Raw genomic sequence first — 15,142 nt, 5'->3', positions numbered from 1 at the left:
CCCCGCGCCCACCCGCGCCCCCGCGAGCACCGACAAGCCCAGACCCCCCTCTAGGGCACCCCAGCCCGTGACGCAGACAACCACCGCGCCCGCCTCCTCCTCCAACCCCTCCGCCGTCTCCGGCTGCCTCCTCTCCCTGCCCGCCGCACCCGCCCTCGCCGCCTGGCTCGTCGCCCGCGGCGCGGCGCAGGAGGGCTTCACCTCCCACCCCGCCCTCACCCCGATGCTCGTCGCGGCCGCCGTGGGCCTGCTCGTCGCCCTCCTCGGCGCCGTCAGCGCCGCCCTGCGGGCCGGACGGGTCCGCGCCGTCGAAGCCCTCGGCGACGCCGCCGTCGACCGCAAGGTCATGACGCCGCTGCGCTGGGCCTGCGCCGGCGCCCAACTCCTCGCCCTGGCAGGCGCCGTGGGCTACTACCTCGCCGCCCCGAGCATGCCCCCCGCCCCCGGCGACCAGCCCGACGACCCGCAGCTCGCCTCCCAGTGGGTCATGGCCGCCGACCTCATGACGATCGCCGCGCTCGCCCTCCTCGCGCCGCTGCTCGTCCCGCTCCTCGTCCGCGCCTTCAGCGCCCCGCTGCGCCGGGCCGTCGCCGCCGCACCCCTGCTCGCCCGGCAGAACGCGCTCACCGCCGTCCGCCGCACCGTCTCCACCGCCACCCCCGCCTTCCTCACCATCGCGCTCACCGGCACCGCCGTCGGCGCCACCGCCGCCTTCGCCGACGCCATGACCGCCCAGGGCCGGGCCACCGCCGCCGCCCGCTACGTGCTGCGCCCCGGCGCCGTCCCGCTGCCCGTCGACACCCTCGCCCGGCTCACCGCCGACCGGCCCGGCCTGCGGGCCACCGCCACCACCCCCACCGTGATCACCGGCCTCGGCGCCGACACCGCGTCCTTCGACGACCACGGCGAGGACTCGGCCGCCTCCGTGCCGTCCGCCGCCACCGTCGTCTCCGGCGACCTCGCCACCGCGTGGACCCTGCCCGCCGTCGAGGGCAGCGCCGCCGACCTGCACGGCGCCACCCTCGCCGCCTCCGTCCACCAGGCCCGCGGCCACGGCTGGAAGCTCGGCGACCAGGTCAACCTGCGGCTCGCCGACGGCACCGTCACCAGCCTGCGGCTCGCCCTCGTCTACCGCACCCAGCTCGGCCTCGACGAGGTCCTGCTCAGCGGCGACGCCGTCACCGCGCACCTGGCCGACGCCCGCCCCGGCGCCGTCCACCTCTCCGACGCCCCGGCCGCGACGTTCGGCGGCACCCTCACCGACGCCCGCCGGCCCGGCCCCGACCCCGGCGCCCACTACGCGTGGATCGCCACCAGCACGATCCTCGGCCCGGCCCTGTTCTACGCGCTCATCGCGATCGTCAACACCATGGTGATGTCCACCGCCGACCGCCGCCGCGACTTCGCCGTCCTGCGGCTCGCCGGGACGGTGCGCCGGCAGGTGCTGTCGATGGTCGCCCTGGAGGCCGTCCTCGTCGTCGCCACCGCCGCCGTCCTCGCCCTGGCCGTCACCGCACTCACCCAGTGGGGCGCGACGGCGCTGATCGACCACCGCATCCTGGCCGGCCAGACCGAGATCGCCTTCCACCTCCCATGGACCCCCATGGGCATCGCCACCGCCGCCTGCCTGCTCCTGGCCGTGGCATCCAGCCTCCTCCCGAGCCACCTCACCCTCACCCGCCCGACCCGGTAAACGCGGGTCCGACGGCAGGACGCGGGCCCCGGGCGCCGGTTGCGGCCGGGGCCGACGACATGGCGGGCCCTCAGTACTCCCACGGGTTCAGCACGTTCGCGCCGGTCCGGGCGAGGTGCTTGACGTTGCGGCTGACGAGCATCCAACCGTTCGCGATGGCCGTGGCCGCGATCAGCGCGTCGGGTGGATCGACGCTCGTCCCGGTGCTCTTGAGCCGACGGTGAACGGTGAGGTAGGCGGAGGCTTCCCGCTCGCCGATCGCCGCGATCCGCCCCTGGTACTCCGCCCGGATGCCATCGAGAATCCGTTCAAGCACGACGCTGCGCAGCGGGTCGGGCGTGGCATCGACTCCCGCCTCGATTTCCGCGATGGTGATGACGCTGAGGTAATGCGCGGTTGCCGGGACGGATCGAGCCCATTCGACGACGGAGGGGGCCGGTTTCGGTCGAGTGGTCAGCTCGGCGACCACGTTGGTGTCCAGCAGGTAGATCACTCGGGGCCGGCCTCGTCGTCGTAGGAGCGCGCTCCGAATTCGAGCCCTTCGAAGGGCGTCGTCAGGAGGAAGTCGATGAAGCCGTCGGTTCCCAGGGTCGCCCAGCGGTGCAGTATCGCCGGAAGTTCGTCGATGTCGGTGTCGGCGAGTTCGGCGTCGAAGTGCTTGACCTGGTCCTCAGGCAGGGACGCACGGATCTCTCTGATCGTCCGAAGCGGGTGGGGCTCGTCGGGCCGGCGAGGGGGGACGGGCAGGTTCGGCGCGGTGCTCATGGTCGGCTCCTCCGGGTGGGTCCGAGGACCAGCCTAGGCCCGGCGAACTCCTGGATCGGACCCCTGGGCGGCTGGGTTGTCGGTGGGGCGGGTGATGATAGGGGCTGTTTCGCGCTGGAGGACGGAAGGACTCACCCTTATGAACTGGTGGCAGCTGCCACTGGTCGGCTTCGACCTGGAGACCACGGGCACCGACCCGGCCGTGGACCGCATCGTCACGGCCGCGCTCGTGGACACGGTCGGGGCCCGGCGGGTGGGTGTCGCCGGCTGGCTGCTCGACCCCGGGGTGCCGATCCCCGCCGAGGCGGAGGCCATCCACGGGATCGGGGACGACGTCGCCCGGCGCAAGGGGCGGCCGGCCAAGGAGGCGGTGGACGAGATAGCCGGCGCGCTCTGCGAGCGGCTCGCGGCGGGGCGGCCGGTGGTCGGGTTCAACGCGCCCTTCGACCTCTCCCTCCTCGACGCCGAGCTGCGCCGGCACGGGCTGGCGACGCTCGCCGAGCGCCTCGGCCGGCCGGTCGGGCCGGTGCTGGACGCGCTGGTCATCGACCGGGCGGTGGACAAGTACCGCAAGGGCTCCCGCACCCTGCAGCGCGTCTGCGAGGTGTACGGGGTTGAGCTGACCGACGCCCACGAGGCCGGCAGCGACGCCCTTGCCGCCGTCCGCGTCGCCGTCGCCCTCGCCGAGCGCTACCGCGCCGAGGTCGGCGACGTGGCCCCGGCCGACCTGCACGAGCGCCAGGTCCACTGGTACCGGGAGTGGGCCGAGGGCCTGCAGTCCTGGCTGCGCCGCGGCAAGGACCCGCAGGCGGTGGTCGACCCCCGCTGGCCGCTGCGGTAGCCCGCCGCCGCGCCCGAGCGCATCCGGTGCGAGGACGGCCCTCCGCCTCGTGACGCACCCTGACGCCGCCTGCCCGCCTGCCCGCCTGCCCGCCTGCCCGCCTGGCCCCGAAGGCACGCCCTGGCGGCCGCTCCCGGCCGGTCAGCCCCGGGCGATCTCCTCGATCTCCTTCAGGGCCCCGGCCCCGACGCGCCCCGGTGCCAGCGACAGCAGCCAGGGCATCAACTCGGGCGTGGCGTGCACCTCGTCGAGGAAGCCGAACCTCAGGTCGGCCAGCTGCCACTCGAAGAGCCACTCGTCGACGGCGTCGTCGAGGTGCCGGTCGGCGGGGCCGGTGCGGGTGCGCGTCCATTCGTCGAGCCAGCGGCCGAGCCCGCCGGTGGCGACGGCGACGGTCTCCAGGGCGACGGTGGCCGAGCGGACGGTGCCCGGGTGCTCGGCGAGGACGGCCGTCCACCACGCGGACCAGACGGCGTCCAGGGCGGTCCGCTCGGCGGCCGGCCAGTCCTGCCAGCGGGCGCGGACCAGCCAGGAGGCGATCCACGCGTGGTCGACGGGCAGGGTGCCGGCGATCACGCCCCGGACGATCCGGGGCGCCAGCCGGCGGTACAGCCCGGGGAAGTCGTCCCAGTGGCCGGGCGTCTCGATCGCGACCAGGGCGAGCAGGTCCTCGGGCACCAGCCGGGCGGGCCCGGCGAGCGCGGCGAGGTCCTCGTCGCTGTGGCAGTGGCCGCAGCCGCCGCTGGTGAACGGCTGCTCGGCGAAGGGGGCGACGGCTGCGTCCAGGGCGTCGAGGGCGACGGACAGGCGACGCTGAGGGTCGGTCACGGGGACCTCCTGGGTACTCCGGCCGCGGGCGGCGAAGGTTGCGACGCTACCAGCGGCGCACCCTGGCAGACTCGCCGGATGATCACTCGCCCCGCCGATCCCGCCGACCTGCCCGGTTTCCTCGCCCTCGCCGCCGAGGTCGAGCACTGGTTCGGGCCGATGACGTGCTGCGCCGTCAGGTCCGGAGCCGCCCGGCGACCGTCGAGGTGGTGACGTTCGGCGCCGGTCATCCGGGCGCGGTGGTGAGCGGAGCCCGGGTGTTCTACGAACGGCTGGGCTTCACCGCGGCCGAGGCGGCGGAACCGGGGCCGGAGGGCGGCTCCCGCCAGGTCTACCGGCTGCTGCTCGACTGGCGGGCCGTCAGCTGATCGCCAACTGGCTTACGCCGCCGGGAAGTCGAAGGTGTAGCCCTGGGCGACCAGCCACGGCAGCAGCTGCTTGAGGGCGGCCACGGTCTGGCTGCGGTCGCCGCCGCCGTCGTGCATGAGGATCACGCCGCCGGGCTTGAGCTGGCTCTGGACGGTGGAGACGATCGCCGGCACGCCCGGGCGGGACCAGTCGCGCGGGTCGACCGACCAGCCGAGGGACTCCATGCCGAGGCCCGCCGCGATGTGCTCGTTGTCGGCGCTGAAGCCGCCGCCGGGCGCGCGGAACCAGGTGACCTGGGTGCCGGGGCCGCCGGCCTGGACGATCATGTCCTTCGCGCCCGAGATCTCGGCCACCGCCTTGTCGTGCGGGAGCTTCTGGAACGGCTGCGGGTGGTGGACGCTGTGGTCGCACAGCCGGTGCCCGGCCGCGAGGACCTTCTTGACCATGCCCGGGTTGGCGGCGGCGTTCTGGCCGATCTCGCAGAACGTGGCCTTGACGTTGTACTGGGCGAGCAGGTCGAGGATCTGCGGGGTGGCGGGCCCGGGGCCGTCGTCGAAGGTGAGTGCGACGCTCCGGCCGCCGGAGGCGGTCGAGCCGATCACGGTGGTCGCCGAGATCGGCGTGGCGGGCACCGCCGGGGCGGCCGGCGCGGCGGTCGACGGGCTCGCGCCGGACGGGCTCGCCGTCGAGGGAGCGGCCGTGGACGGGCTCGTGCCGGGGGAGCTGTCCGGCTGCTTCGGCGTGCGCGGGGCGACCGGCGGCGCGGCCGGGGTGCCCGCCCCCGTGGTGACGGGCGCGCCGTCCGAATCGGGGGTGACCGGGACGGCCGTCGCCGGGCCGGTGGTCGGCGAGATCGTGAGCGCGCCCTTCGCGGACGAGGCGGCGCCGGGCTGGAGCGCCCCGCTGGCCGTCCCGCACGCGGCGAGGCCCAGTGCGGCGGCGACGACGGCACTGCCCGTGATCAGCCGGCGGCTCAGACGGGCCGAGCGGCTCGGGGAGGCGGGCCGGCGGGCGGCGGACTGGGGCATGGCGGCGGCTCCTGGGAACTGAAGGCGGGTGCCGATCCTCTCGGCCAGGATGACTGTCCGATAGGACGCCGATCGTAGTTGCCCCGGTTGCGCGCCGGACCGATTCGCCTTAGGAGTCTTCTCACAGCCGCCCGGGTTGGCACCCACCCCCCAACACGGCTACCCCGCCCGCCGCCACGGCCATCCCGCCCGCCACCACGGCTACCCCGCCCGCCTCAGAACGCGTGCCAGCGCACGTCCGTCGCCCCGTCGCGCAGCGAGCCGACCCGCCGCCGGAACTCCGCCAGCGCCGCCGGGTTGCCCGCCGCCTGCTGCGCCACCCACGAGGCGCTGGCCGTCTCCCGGGCGCCGCGCAGTACCGCGAACCCCGGCCAGTCGCGCACGTCCCAGCCGTACGCCGCGGTGAAGGCCAGGTACTCCTCGCCCGGCACGCCGTACCGGTCGTGGCTGAGGGCGAGCACCACGAGGTCGTGCTCGCGCAGGTCGTGCGAGACGTTCTCCAGGTCGAGCAGGACGGGCCCCTGCGGGCCGACGTGGACGTTGCGCGGCAGCGCGTCGCCGTGGATCACCCCGGGTTCCAGGTGCGGGGTGAGGTCGGGCAGCGCGGCGGCGAAGGCGTCCCGGCGGTGGCGCAGGAACGCGACGTCGGCCGGGTCGACGTGCCCCTCGGCGGAGGCGAGCCAGCGCTCGACCGGGGCGAGCAGGTCGCGCCGCGCGAGCGGGAAGGGCGGCAGCGGCAGCCGGTGCAGGTCGCGCAGCAGCGGGGCGAGGTCGGCGGGGCGGGCGGGGCGGACGGCGGGGGCGAGCCGGTGCCAGAAGGTGACGGGGTGCCCGTGCGAGAGCTGCGGCTCGGGCCCGACGGCGTCGTACGGGCGGACGACCGGGACGCCCTGCCCGGACAGCCAGGTGGCGACGGCGAGTTCGTGCCGGGCCCGCTCGTACAGTTCGGGGCCGCGGCCGACCTTGGCGACGACGGCCGGGTCGCCGAGGTCGAAGACGGCGTTCTCGCCGAGCGCGAGCAGCCGGGCGTCGCCGGGGCCGGGCAGGCCGGCCGACTCGCAGGCGTGGGCGAGCACCAGCCGGGCGCGGCCCTCGTCGAAGGGGATCATGACCTGGCTCCGTTCCGCCGGCGTTCATCCGGAGGCCTCCGGACGGTGATCATCATGACGCACGGACGCCGGGCCCCGCGCGATGCGGAGCCCGGCGTGGGTCACAGGTGCGTCAGACCTCGACCCGGTGGCGGTGCGGGGCCGGCGCGGCGCTGCCGACGGGCGGGAAGGGCTCGCCGTGCGAGAGGTCCGGGAGCCAGCCGAGCCAGCGCGGCAGGTACCAGTTGCGCTCGCCGAGCAGGGTCATCACCGCGGGCAGCAGGACCGCGCGGATCACGGTGGCGTCGATCAGGACGGCGACGGCGAGGCCGACGCCCATCTGCTTCATCGCCTGCATGGAGAGGGTGCCGAAGACCGCGAACACCGCCACCATGATCACCGCGGCGCTGGTGACGACCCCGGCCGTGGAGCGGATGCCGTGGGCGATCGCGGCCCGGGTCGGCAGGCCGCGGTCGCGGCCCTCCTTGATCCGGGAGACCACGAAGACGTGGTAGTCCATCGAGAGGCCGAAGAGGATCACGAAGAGGAATAGCGGCACCCAGGACTCCACCGCGCCGACCCCGGCGGTGCCGAGCAGCGAGGCCCCGACGCCGTGCTGGAAGACCAGCGTCAGCACCCCGTACGCGGCGCCCACCGAGAGCAGGTTGAGCGCGACGGCGGTCGCGGCGACGGCGAGCGAGCGGAAGGAGGTGAGCATCAGGAGGAAGGCGAAGGCGACGACGAAGCCGAACACGGCGGGCAGCGAGCCGGTCATCTTCGCGTTGAAGTCGTGCGATCCGGCGGTCTGCCCGGTGACGGGCGCCTCGGTGCCGGGCACCTTGAGGACGGTGGCGGGCACGAGGTCCTCGCGCAGGGCCTTGAGCGCGGCGTTGCTGGTGGCGTCGTTGCCGCTGCCGTCGAGGGGGATGTCGACGGTGGCGACGTTCTGCTCGCGGTGCACGGTGACGTCCACCGGGCCGTGCATCCGGCCGCTCGCGAGGGCCCTCGCCTTGAGGTCGGCGATCGCGGCGGTCATCGCGGGGGAGGAGATGTCGGTGGCCTTGATGACGACGGTCGCGGGGGCGGGGCTGCCGGGGAACGCGGCCTCGATCTTCTGCGAGGCGGTCACGAGGGCGTTGCCGCGGGGGAGTTGCTGCTGGAAGGTCAGGTTGGCGGTGTGCATGGTGAGCAGCGGCGCGGCCAGTGCGAGCAGGAACGCCCCGGCCAGCAGGGTGGCGGCCAGCGGCCGGCGCAGCACCGGCGTGAGGACGGCGTTCCAGAAGCGCCCGCCCGTGTTGGGGCCCGGCCGGCGGAGCTTGGCGAGGAACGGCACCCGGCCCTTCGCGACGCGGTCGCCGAGCATCGACAGCAGCGCGGGCAGCACGGTCAGCGAGCCGAGCACGGCGGTGATCACGACGACGATGGTGCCGAAGGCCATCGCCCGGAAGTCGGCGATGCCGGTGAGGAACATGCCGGCCATGGCGACGACGACGGTTACGCCGGAGACCAGCACGGCCCGGCCGCTGGTGGCGGCGGCGATGGTGAGCGCGCTCGCGAGGTCCCGTCCGGCGGCCCGCTCCTCGCGTTCGCGGCGCAGGTAGAAGAGGCAGTAGTCGACGCCGACCGCGAGGCCGACCAGGAGCATCACCGAGCTCGCGTCGTCGCTGGTGTGCAGGAGCCCGCTGCCGAGGGCGACCAGGCCGCCGGCCGCGACGAACGCGGTGAGCGCGAGCACGACCGGCAGGACGGCGGCGACCAGCGCGCCGAAGGCGACCAGGAGGATGCCGAGGGCGAGCGGGACGGCCGTCCACTCGGCGCGGGTGAAGTCGTCGGCGAACTGGTCCTGGATCCACTTGCCGGAGCTCGCCTCGCCGAGCTCGACGACGGTCAGCTCGGGGTGCTGCCCCTGGACGCCGGCCACGGCGGCCATGACGGCGGGGACGTTGGTGACGGCCTCCTCCCGGTCGCCCTTGAGCGTGACCTGGACGAGCACGGAGTGGCCGTCCGCGGACACGGCCCTGGTGTCGTACGGGGAGCGGACGGCGGCGGCCTTGCCGGTGGCGTCGACCGCGGCGATCACCTGGGCGACGGCGGCCCGGAACGCGGGGGCGTCCGCGGACAGTTCCGGGCTCTGGACCAGGACGGTCTCGCCCGCCGGGGTCGTGAGGCCCGCGTCGTCGAGGATCCGCGCGGCCCGGGACACCTGCCCGGGCACCGATTCGTCGCGGCCCACCTTGGTGCTGCCGTGCATCCCGCCGAGGACGGCGGCGAGCACGACGAACACCAGCCAGCCGAAGACGGCGGTCTTTCTGTGCCGGGCGCTCCAGGCGCCCATCGCGGCGGCCATGCCGAGCCTGGTCTTCACGGACTTCCCCCTGGGAGAGCGGCGGTCGTGCGCCGGGTGGGCGGCGGCCCCCGGCCGCCGGGCGCCGGGGTGCGTTCCGGCGCCGTGGACGACGGTAGGGAAGCGGGAGTCGGCCCGGAATCCGGCTGGCGGGGTAGGCGCCCCTGGTGCTCGCCTCGGGGCGGGGGTGGGGTTTTCCCTACCTTCCGACCCTGATCCCTCCTCCCCGGGGGTAGGGGCAAGCTCCACCCTGAGGGGGAGCAGTCTCCACCCGGAGCACGAGGTCAATGGGTATGCGGACCAGTCAGACTGGTGCGGGGCCGCGGACACGGGGGGCCTCAACGGGGGCGGCCTGCGAAAACCACTTGCCGGGCGGCAAGCAAGTACTCGTAGGATGAGTCTCCAGACCAACTTACCTGCCGACCGGTAAGGGGGCGCCCGCGCGCGCCCCCGGCCGGTCCTGCCGTCGCCCGGCGTCCCGTCCCCAAGGGCTGCGGTGAACCATGCCCAGGAGGCATCACGAGCATGTTCCACCGACTAGGACACTTCGTCGTCCGCCGCGCCTGGTGGGTGATCGCGGCGTGGGTCGTCGCGGCCGCCGCGATCATCGGGTCCGCTCCCGTGCTCACCGCGAGCACCGACCAGGCGGACTTCCTGCCCAAGCACTACGAGTCCATCCAGGCCATGCAGCTGCAGCAGAAGGCCTTCCCGTCCGACAAGTCGCCGTCCGCGCTGCTGCTCTTCGAGCGCGCCGACGGGGGCGCGCTGGACGCGAACGACCAGGCCGCCATGGACAAGATCACCAAGGGGCTGGCCGACAAGCAGATCCCGCTGGTCGAGCAGGTCCTCCCGGTCTCGGAGCAGATGCACTCCTACTCCAAGGACCACAAGTACGCGATGGCGCTGGTCGCCATCGACAAGAGCAAGCATCAGTCGGACGAGTACACCGACGCCGCCAAGAAGCTGCGTGACGACGGCAAGGAGCTCGCCGCCGGCACCAACCTGAAGTACCAGGTCGGCGGCGAGGCCGCGACCACCCTGGACCAGAAGGACTCCAGCAAGATGGCCGGCGTGCTGATCGGCCTCGGCACGGTCGTGATCATCCTGCTCACGCTCGGGATCATCTTCCGCAGCCCGCTCGTCGCGCTGCTGCCGGTCGTGTCGGTGCTCGTCTACTCCATGGTCGCCAACGGTCTCATCGGCTTCGCGAGCGACTGGTTCGGCCTCAAGGCCGACACCTCGATGTCGCAGATCCTCACCGTGGTGCTCTTCGGCGTCGGCACCGACTACTTCCTGTTCCTGATGTTCCGTTACCGCGAGCGGCTGCGCGCCGGGGACGACCGCAAGGAGGCCGTGGCCAACGCGGTCGGCCGGGTCGGCGAGGCCATCACCTCCGCCGCCGGCGCCGTCGTGGTCGCCTTCGCCGTGCTCGTCCTGTCCAGCCTCGGCATGTTCAAGGCGCTCGGCCCGGCGCTGGCCATCGCCGTCGCCGTCACCGCGATCGCTTCGGTCACCCTGGTGCCCGCGATCATCTGCCTGATCCCCGAGAAGGTCCTGTTCTGGCCCTCCAAGGCCTGGCAGCGCGAGCCCTCGAACGCCCGCTTCGCCGCCATCGGCCGCGGCGTGGGCCGCCGCCCGGCCGTCGCCGCGCTGGTCTCCGGCCTGGTGATGGTCGGCCTCGCGCTCGCCGCCCTCGGCTACAAGGGCACCTTCGACATGGCCGGCAGCTCCATGCCGAAGGACGCGGAGTCGATGGTCGTCCAGGACGCCATGATCAAGGCCTACTCGGCCGGCGCCGCCGACCCCGCTCACATCCTCGTCACCAGTGAGAACGGCGGCAAGATCGACCTCGCCGGCCTCCAGGGCTACGTGAACGACCTCGGCAAGGTCGACGGCGTGGCCGGCGCCGCGATGCCGAGCCCGGAGCGCGGCATCAGCAAGGACGGCACGACCGTCGACGTCACCGTCGTGCTGAAGGACGAGTCGACCACCAACAAGGCCATCGACACCATCGGCAGGGTCCGCACCGTCGCCCACGACCAGGCGCCCGCCGGTACCAAGGCCTACGTCTCCGGCACCACCTCCGTGCTGAAGGACATCAACACGGCGATGGCGCACGACTACAGCCTGGTCTTCCCGATCGCCGCGGTGCTGATCATGATCATCCTCGGCCTGCTGCTGCGCAGCGTGGTCGCCCCCTGGTACCTGATGGCCTCGGTCGGCCTCGGCTTCGGTGCCACCCTGGGCGCCACCACCCTGGTGTTCCAGAACATCAAGGGCGAGGCCGGTCTGATGTTCATGCTGCCGATCCTGATCTACCTGTTCGTGGTCGCGATCGGCACCGACTACAACATCCTGATGATCGCCCGTCTGCGCGAGGAGGCGCGCGAGGGCCGCGACCCCCGCGAGGCGGCGAGCCAGGCCATCCGCCACGGCGGTCCGACGGTGGCCGCGGCCGGTTTCATCCTGGCCGCCACCTTCGGCACCATGCTGCTGGCCGGCAACACGATGATGAGCGAGATGGGCTTCTCGATCGCCATCGGCATCATCATCGCGGCCTTCGTGATGGCGATGTTCTTCACCCCCGCGCTCACCGCGCTGCTGGGCCACCGCGCCTGGTGGCCGGGCCACGGGGACGGCGGCGGCCACGGCGGCGCCCCGGTGCCGGCCCAGGGTGCGCACGGCGTGCCGGAGCCGGCCGGGCGGCGCTGAGCCGGCCCGCTCCTCCGGCCGGGTGATCCGGCCCACCGGGATCGGTCCCGGCGGTCCGCCCCCGGCGGTCCACAGGCGGCGTCCCGCTTCGGCGGGGCGCCGCCTGCCCGTTTCCCCGGGCCCGCAAACGTGATCTCCAGGGCACAAAATCCCCCGGTCAATCGGGGTGTCTCCGTGCTACAGTCGAATCAGTTGCAGTTTTGGTTCCCATGAACGCTTGTGTGCGCCTGCTGGTCCCAACCAACAGGCGCATTTGTTTTGTCCGGTGTTTCAGTCTCCGGATGGGGATCGCGGCTACTTAGGGGTTCACGCGGTGTGGATCCCTGATGCCCCAGTTTTAGAGGAGACGGTTATGGCTACCGGCACCGTGAAGTGGTTCAACAGCGAGAAGGGCTTCGGCTTCATCGAGCAGGCCGAGGGCGGCCCGGACGTGTTCGCCCACTACTCGAACATCGTTGCTCAGGGCTTCCGTGAGCTCGTCGAGGGCCAGCAGGTCGAGTTCGACGTGACCCAGGGCCAGAAGGGCCCGCAGGCCGAGAACATCCGCGTCATCTGAGTCCAGCCCCCGAGCTGACTCGCGATCTCGCGTAGCGGGGGCCCGCACCGCTCGGTGCGGGCCCTCGCGCATGCCGCCGCACGGCGGTACAGCCGCCATACGGCCGGGGCGGCGGACCTCCCACCGACGGCCGACCAGCCCGCACCGCGGGCTGCCGCCGACCGACGGACGGAGAACCGATGACCACCCCTGCCCGCACGCCGCGCGACCGCGCCGCCCGCACCGACGCCGCCCGCACCGAGGGCACCCGCGGCGAGGGCGCCCCGCGCTCGCGCAAGCCGCGCAGCCGTAACGGCGCCGGCCCCGCCGCCGGATCCCGCACCGCCGGATCCCGCGCCCCCAAGACCTCCCGCGCCACCGCCGCCGCGCCCGCCGACTTCACCGTCGTCCAGGGCACCCCGTCGCGGCCCCCGGCGGCCACCTTCGCCGAGCTCGACCTGCCCAAGTCGATCCTGGCCGCGCTCGCCCGCGAGGGCGTCACCGAGCCGTTCCCGATCCAGGGCGCCACGCTGCCCGACTCGATTGCCGGACGTGACGTGCTCGGCCGCGGCCGCACCGGCTCCGGCAAGACCCTCGCCTTCGGCCTGCCGCTGCTCGCCCGCACCGCCGGGCGCCGCGCGGACGCCCGGCACCCGCTCGCGCTCGTGCTGGTGCCCACCCGCGAGCTCGCCCAGCAGGTCACCGAGGCGCTCACCCCCTACGCCACCGCCGTCAACCTGCGGATCACCACCGTCGTCGGCGGCATGTCGATCGGCCGCCAGGCCAACGCCGTCCGCCGCGGCACCGAGGTCCTCGTTGCGACCCCCGGCCGGCTCGACGACCTGATCGGCCGCGGTGACATCAACCTCTCCGACGTCGCGATCACCGTCCTCGACGAGGCCGACCAGATGGCCGACATGGGCTTCCTGCCGCAGGTCACCAAGCTGCTGGAGCAGGTCGCCGAGGGCGGGCAGCGGATGCTGTTCTCCGCCACCCTCGACCGCAACGTCGACCGCCTGGTCAAGCGCTTCCTCAGCGACCCGGTCACCCACTCCGTCGACCCCTCGGCCGGCGCGGTCAGCACCATGGACCACCACGTCCTGCAGCTCGACCCGGCCGACAAGGCGTCCACCACCGCCCACATCGCCTCCCGCGACGGGCGCCTGATCATGTTCGTGCACACCAAGCACGGCGCCGACCGGCTCGCCAAGCAGCTGCTCGCCAACGGCGTCAAGGCCGCGGCCCTGCACGGCGGCAAGTCCCAGCCGCAGCGCAACCGCGTCCTCGACCAGTTCCGCGACGGTCACGTCACCGCGCTGATCGCCACCAACGTCGCCGCCCGCGGCATCCACATCGACGGCCTCGACCTCGTCGTCAACGTCGACCCGCCGGTCGACCACAAGGACTACCTGCACCGCGGCGGGCGCACCGCCCGGGCCGGCGAGTCCGGGACGGTCGTCACCCTCGTCCTGCCCGAGCAGCGCCGCGAGGTCAACCGGCTGATGACGGTCGCCGGCATCCGCCCGACCGTCACCAAGGTCCGCCCCGGCGACGCCGACCTCGCCAAGATCACCGGCGCCCGCACCCCGAGCGGCGTCGCGGTCACCCTCGCCGTCCCGGTGCCCGCCGCCGAGGCGGCCGACGCCAAGCCCAAGGCCGAGGGCAAGGGCGCCCCGCGCCGCCGCCCCGGCAAGCGCTCGGGGCTGCCCACCGACGTCGACATGAACGGCAACCCGCGCCGCCCCCGCCCCAAGCAGCGCATGGGCGCGGGCACCGCCGCCCAGGGCGAGCGCCCCCAGGCGGCCGGCTTCATCGGCCGCTCCGCCGGCCGTGCCAAGCCGGGCAGCGGCGCCAAGTCCGGCTCCAACTACGGGACGGGCCGCCAGCGCCGCAAGTTCGACTGACGCACGCGCGCGTGAAAGGGCGCCCCCCGGGATTCCGAGGGGCGCCCTTCGCCGTTCCGGCTGTCGTCAGGCTGTGGCCGCCACCGGCGCCAGCAGCCGCAGCCGCTCGTCCGTCTCCGCGTCCTGCGGCGACAGGACCACCAACTGCAGCCCGCCGGGCACCTGCAGCACGTGCTGGTCGATCCGCAGCGCGCCCAACTCCTCGTGCCACAGCACCTTCCGGGCCCCGCCGCGCTCCTCCACCCGGTGCTCGTCCAGCCAGCGCACCGTCTCCGGGTACGACTCCCGCACCTGCGCGATCAGCCGCGCCAGCCGCCGCCCCGCCGCCGTCGCCTCACCGCCCCGCTCCGCGTACGCCGAGCGCAACTGCGCCAGGAAACGCCGCGCGTGGACCTCCCAGTCCACCACCCGCGCCCGGTGCACGGCGTTCCCGAACACTACCCACGCCAGGTTGCACCGCTCCGGCGGCCCCGACGACAGCGCGAACAGCGCGTCCGCCCCCGGATTCCACGCCCGCACGTCCCAGTTGACGTCCATCAGGAACGCCGGCGCCGGCCACTGCGCGTGCATCAGCCGCAACAGCGCCACCGGCACCTCCGCGGGCACCTCCACCTCGCCGTCCAGCGGCGCACTGCCCGCCAGCCGGAACAGGTACGCCGTCTCCGCCCGGTCCAGCCGCAGCGTCCGCGCCAGGCTCCCCAGCACCTCCGGCGACGGATTGATCGCCCGCCCCTGCTCAAGCCACGTGTACCACGTCACCCCCACCCCGGCCAGCAGCGCCAGCTCCTCCCGCCGCAGCCCCGGCGTCCGCCGCCGCACCCCCGGCGCCAGCCCGACGTCCTGCGGCGCCAGCCGGGCCCGCCGGCTGCGCAGAAAGCCCGCCAGCTCCGCCCGGCGCTCCTGGGCCTCGCTCATGTCCCCCGCCCTCCCTGGTACTTCACTGGTAGTCGGACTACCAGTATCGCCACGCACTGCCGCGCCCCGGACGCTCGCGCGAGGCTTGATCACGTCAACGGATCGCACGTCCAAGGGAAT

General features: G+C 74.0%; 14 protein-coding genes. 7 read left to right on the top strand and 7 right to left on the bottom strand.

The features are described 5' to 3' along the window. The first annotated feature begins 67 nt into the window (after positions 1 to 67). Complete coding sequence (locus tag AB0O00_RS06455) at positions 68 to 1,693, top strand: ABC transporter permease (protein ID WP_363648966.1); 1,626 nt, start codon at positions 68 to 70, stop codon at positions 1,691 to 1,693. A 70-nt stretch (positions 1,694 to 1,763) separates the two neighbouring features. Here AB0O00_RS06455 and AB0O00_RS06450 read toward each other — a convergent pair whose 3' ends face one another. Then, the gene (locus AB0O00_RS06450) at positions 1,764 to 2,186 is read right to left on the bottom strand and encodes a type II toxin-antitoxin system VapC family toxin (RefSeq protein ID WP_363648965.1); all 423 of its coding nucleotides are present in this window, start codon (positions 2,184 to 2,186) and stop codon (positions 1,764 to 1,766) included. Beyond that, positions 2,183 to 2,458, bottom strand: coding sequence for a hypothetical protein (locus tag AB0O00_RS06445; RefSeq protein ID WP_363648964.1), 276 nt, complete (start codon positions 2,456 to 2,458; stop codon positions 2,183 to 2,185). The genes AB0O00_RS06450 and AB0O00_RS06445 overlap by 4 nt, the downstream gene beginning before the upstream one ends. A 139-nt stretch (positions 2,459 to 2,597) precedes the next feature. On the opposite strand from AB0O00_RS06445, the gene AB0O00_RS06440 reads away from it, so the two are divergent. Further along, positions 2,598 to 3,299, top strand: coding sequence for an exonuclease domain-containing protein (locus AB0O00_RS06440; protein ID WP_363648963.1), 702 nt, complete (start codon positions 2,598 to 2,600; stop codon positions 3,297 to 3,299). A 141-nt stretch (positions 3,300 to 3,440) separates the two neighbouring features. Here AB0O00_RS06440 and AB0O00_RS06435 read toward each other — a convergent pair whose 3' ends face one another. Then, complete coding sequence (locus tag AB0O00_RS06435; RefSeq protein WP_363648962.1) at positions 3,441 to 4,127, bottom strand: hypothetical protein; 687 nt, start codon at positions 4,125 to 4,127, stop codon at positions 3,441 to 3,443. Positions 4,128 to 4,205: 78 nt separating this feature from the next. Between AB0O00_RS06435 and AB0O00_RS06430 the strand changes: the two genes are divergently transcribed. Together AB0O00_RS06430 and AB0O00_RS06425 are read left to right on the top strand one after the other, a co-directional pair. After that, positions 4,206 to 4,340, top strand: a complete 135-nt coding sequence (locus AB0O00_RS06430) for a hypothetical protein (protein ID WP_363648961.1) — start codon at positions 4,206 to 4,208, stop codon at positions 4,338 to 4,340. Continuing rightward, positions 4,337 to 4,495 carry a hypothetical protein gene (locus tag AB0O00_RS06425; protein WP_363648960.1) on the top strand — a complete coding sequence of 53 codons (159 nt, stop codon included), beginning with the start codon at positions 4,337 to 4,339 and terminating at the stop codon, positions 4,493 to 4,495. The genes AB0O00_RS06430 and AB0O00_RS06425 overlap by 4 nt, the downstream gene beginning before the upstream one ends. 12 nt (positions 4,496 to 4,507) lie before the next feature. Here AB0O00_RS06425 and AB0O00_RS06420 read toward each other — a convergent pair whose 3' ends face one another. The 3 genes from AB0O00_RS06420 to AB0O00_RS06410 form a co-directional block, all read right to left on the bottom strand. Further along, a complete protein-coding gene (locus AB0O00_RS06420) occupies positions 4,508 to 5,524 on the bottom strand; it encodes a polysaccharide deacetylase family protein (protein ID WP_363648959.1) in 1,017 nt (338 codons plus the stop codon). Positions 5,525 to 5,739: 215 nt separating this feature from the next. Continuing rightward, the gene (locus AB0O00_RS06415; RefSeq protein ID WP_363648958.1) at positions 5,740 to 6,633 is read right to left on the bottom strand and encodes an aminoglycoside phosphotransferase family protein; all 894 of its coding nucleotides are present in this window, start codon (positions 6,631 to 6,633) and stop codon (positions 5,740 to 5,742) included. Between the two features lie 112 nt (positions 6,634 to 6,745). Continuing rightward, the gene (locus AB0O00_RS06410; protein ID WP_363648969.1) at positions 6,746 to 8,959 is read right to left on the bottom strand and encodes an MMPL family transporter; all 2,214 of its coding nucleotides are present in this window, start codon (positions 8,957 to 8,959) and stop codon (positions 6,746 to 6,748) included. A gap of 522 nt (positions 8,960 to 9,481) precedes the next feature. Here AB0O00_RS06410 and AB0O00_RS06405 point away from each other — a divergent pair. From AB0O00_RS06405 to AB0O00_RS06395, 3 genes are all read left to right on the top strand, one after another. Continuing rightward, complete coding sequence (locus AB0O00_RS06405; protein ID WP_363648957.1) at positions 9,482 to 11,668, top strand: MMPL family transporter; 2,187 nt, start codon at positions 9,482 to 9,484, stop codon at positions 11,666 to 11,668. A gap of 352 nt (positions 11,669 to 12,020) precedes the next feature. Then, entirely contained in the window at positions 12,021 to 12,224 is a 204-nt protein-coding gene (locus tag AB0O00_RS06400; RefSeq protein WP_218202470.1) for a cold-shock protein, read from the top strand. 179 nt (positions 12,225 to 12,403) lie between these two features. Next, entirely contained in the window at positions 12,404 to 14,107 is a 1,704-nt protein-coding gene (locus tag AB0O00_RS06395) for a DEAD/DEAH box helicase (protein ID WP_363648956.1), read from the top strand. A 66-nt stretch (positions 14,108 to 14,173) separates the two neighbouring features. Here AB0O00_RS06395 and AB0O00_RS06390 read toward each other — a convergent pair whose 3' ends face one another. Beyond that, positions 14,174 to 15,022: a helix-turn-helix transcriptional regulator gene (locus AB0O00_RS06390; RefSeq protein WP_363648955.1), complete on the bottom strand. Its 849-nt coding sequence runs from the start codon at positions 15,020 to 15,022 to the stop codon at positions 14,174 to 14,176. Positions 15,023 to 15,142 lie beyond the last annotated feature (120 nt).

Origin of the sequence: Kitasatospora sp. NPDC093558 (assembly GCF_040683475.1) — a bacterium.
Lineage (GTDB): Bacteria > Actinomycetota > Actinomycetes > Streptomycetales > Streptomycetaceae > Kitasatospora.
This window is presented reverse-complemented; position numbering and strand designations above follow the sequence as displayed.

Coding starts and splice junctions, on each gene's coding strand:
- AB0O00_RS06400 (WP_218202470.1), top strand. CDS start 12,021: ATGGCTACCGGCACCGTGAAGTGGTTCAACAGCGAGAAGGGCTTCGGC.
- AB0O00_RS06430 (WP_363648961.1), top strand. CDS start 4,206: ATGATCACTCGCCCCGCCGATCCCGCCGACCTGCCCGGTTTCCTCGCC.
- AB0O00_RS06440 (WP_363648963.1), top strand. CDS start 2,598: ATGAACTGGTGGCAGCTGCCACTGGTCGGCTTCGACCTGGAGACCACG.
- AB0O00_RS06445 (WP_363648964.1), bottom strand. CDS start 2,458: ATGAGCACCGCGCCGAACCTGCCCGTCCCCCCTCGCCGGCCCGACGAG.
- AB0O00_RS06405 (WP_363648957.1), top strand. CDS start 9,482: ATGTTCCACCGACTAGGACACTTCGTCGTCCGCCGCGCCTGGTGGGTG.
- AB0O00_RS06415 (WP_363648958.1), bottom strand. CDS start 6,633: ATGATCCCCTTCGACGAGGGCCGCGCCCGGCTGGTGCTCGCCCACGCC.
- AB0O00_RS06390 (WP_363648955.1), bottom strand. CDS start 15,022: ATGAGCGAGGCCCAGGAGCGCCGGGCGGAGCTGGCGGGCTTTCTGCGC.
- AB0O00_RS06420 (WP_363648959.1), bottom strand. CDS start 5,524: ATGCCCCAGTCCGCCGCCCGCCGGCCCGCCTCCCCGAGCCGCTCGGCC.
- AB0O00_RS06410 (WP_363648969.1), bottom strand. CDS start 8,959: ATGGCCGCCGCGATGGGCGCCTGGAGCGCCCGGCACAGAAAGACCGCC.
- AB0O00_RS06395 (WP_363648956.1), top strand. CDS start 12,404: ATGACCACCCCTGCCCGCACGCCGCGCGACCGCGCCGCCCGCACCGAC.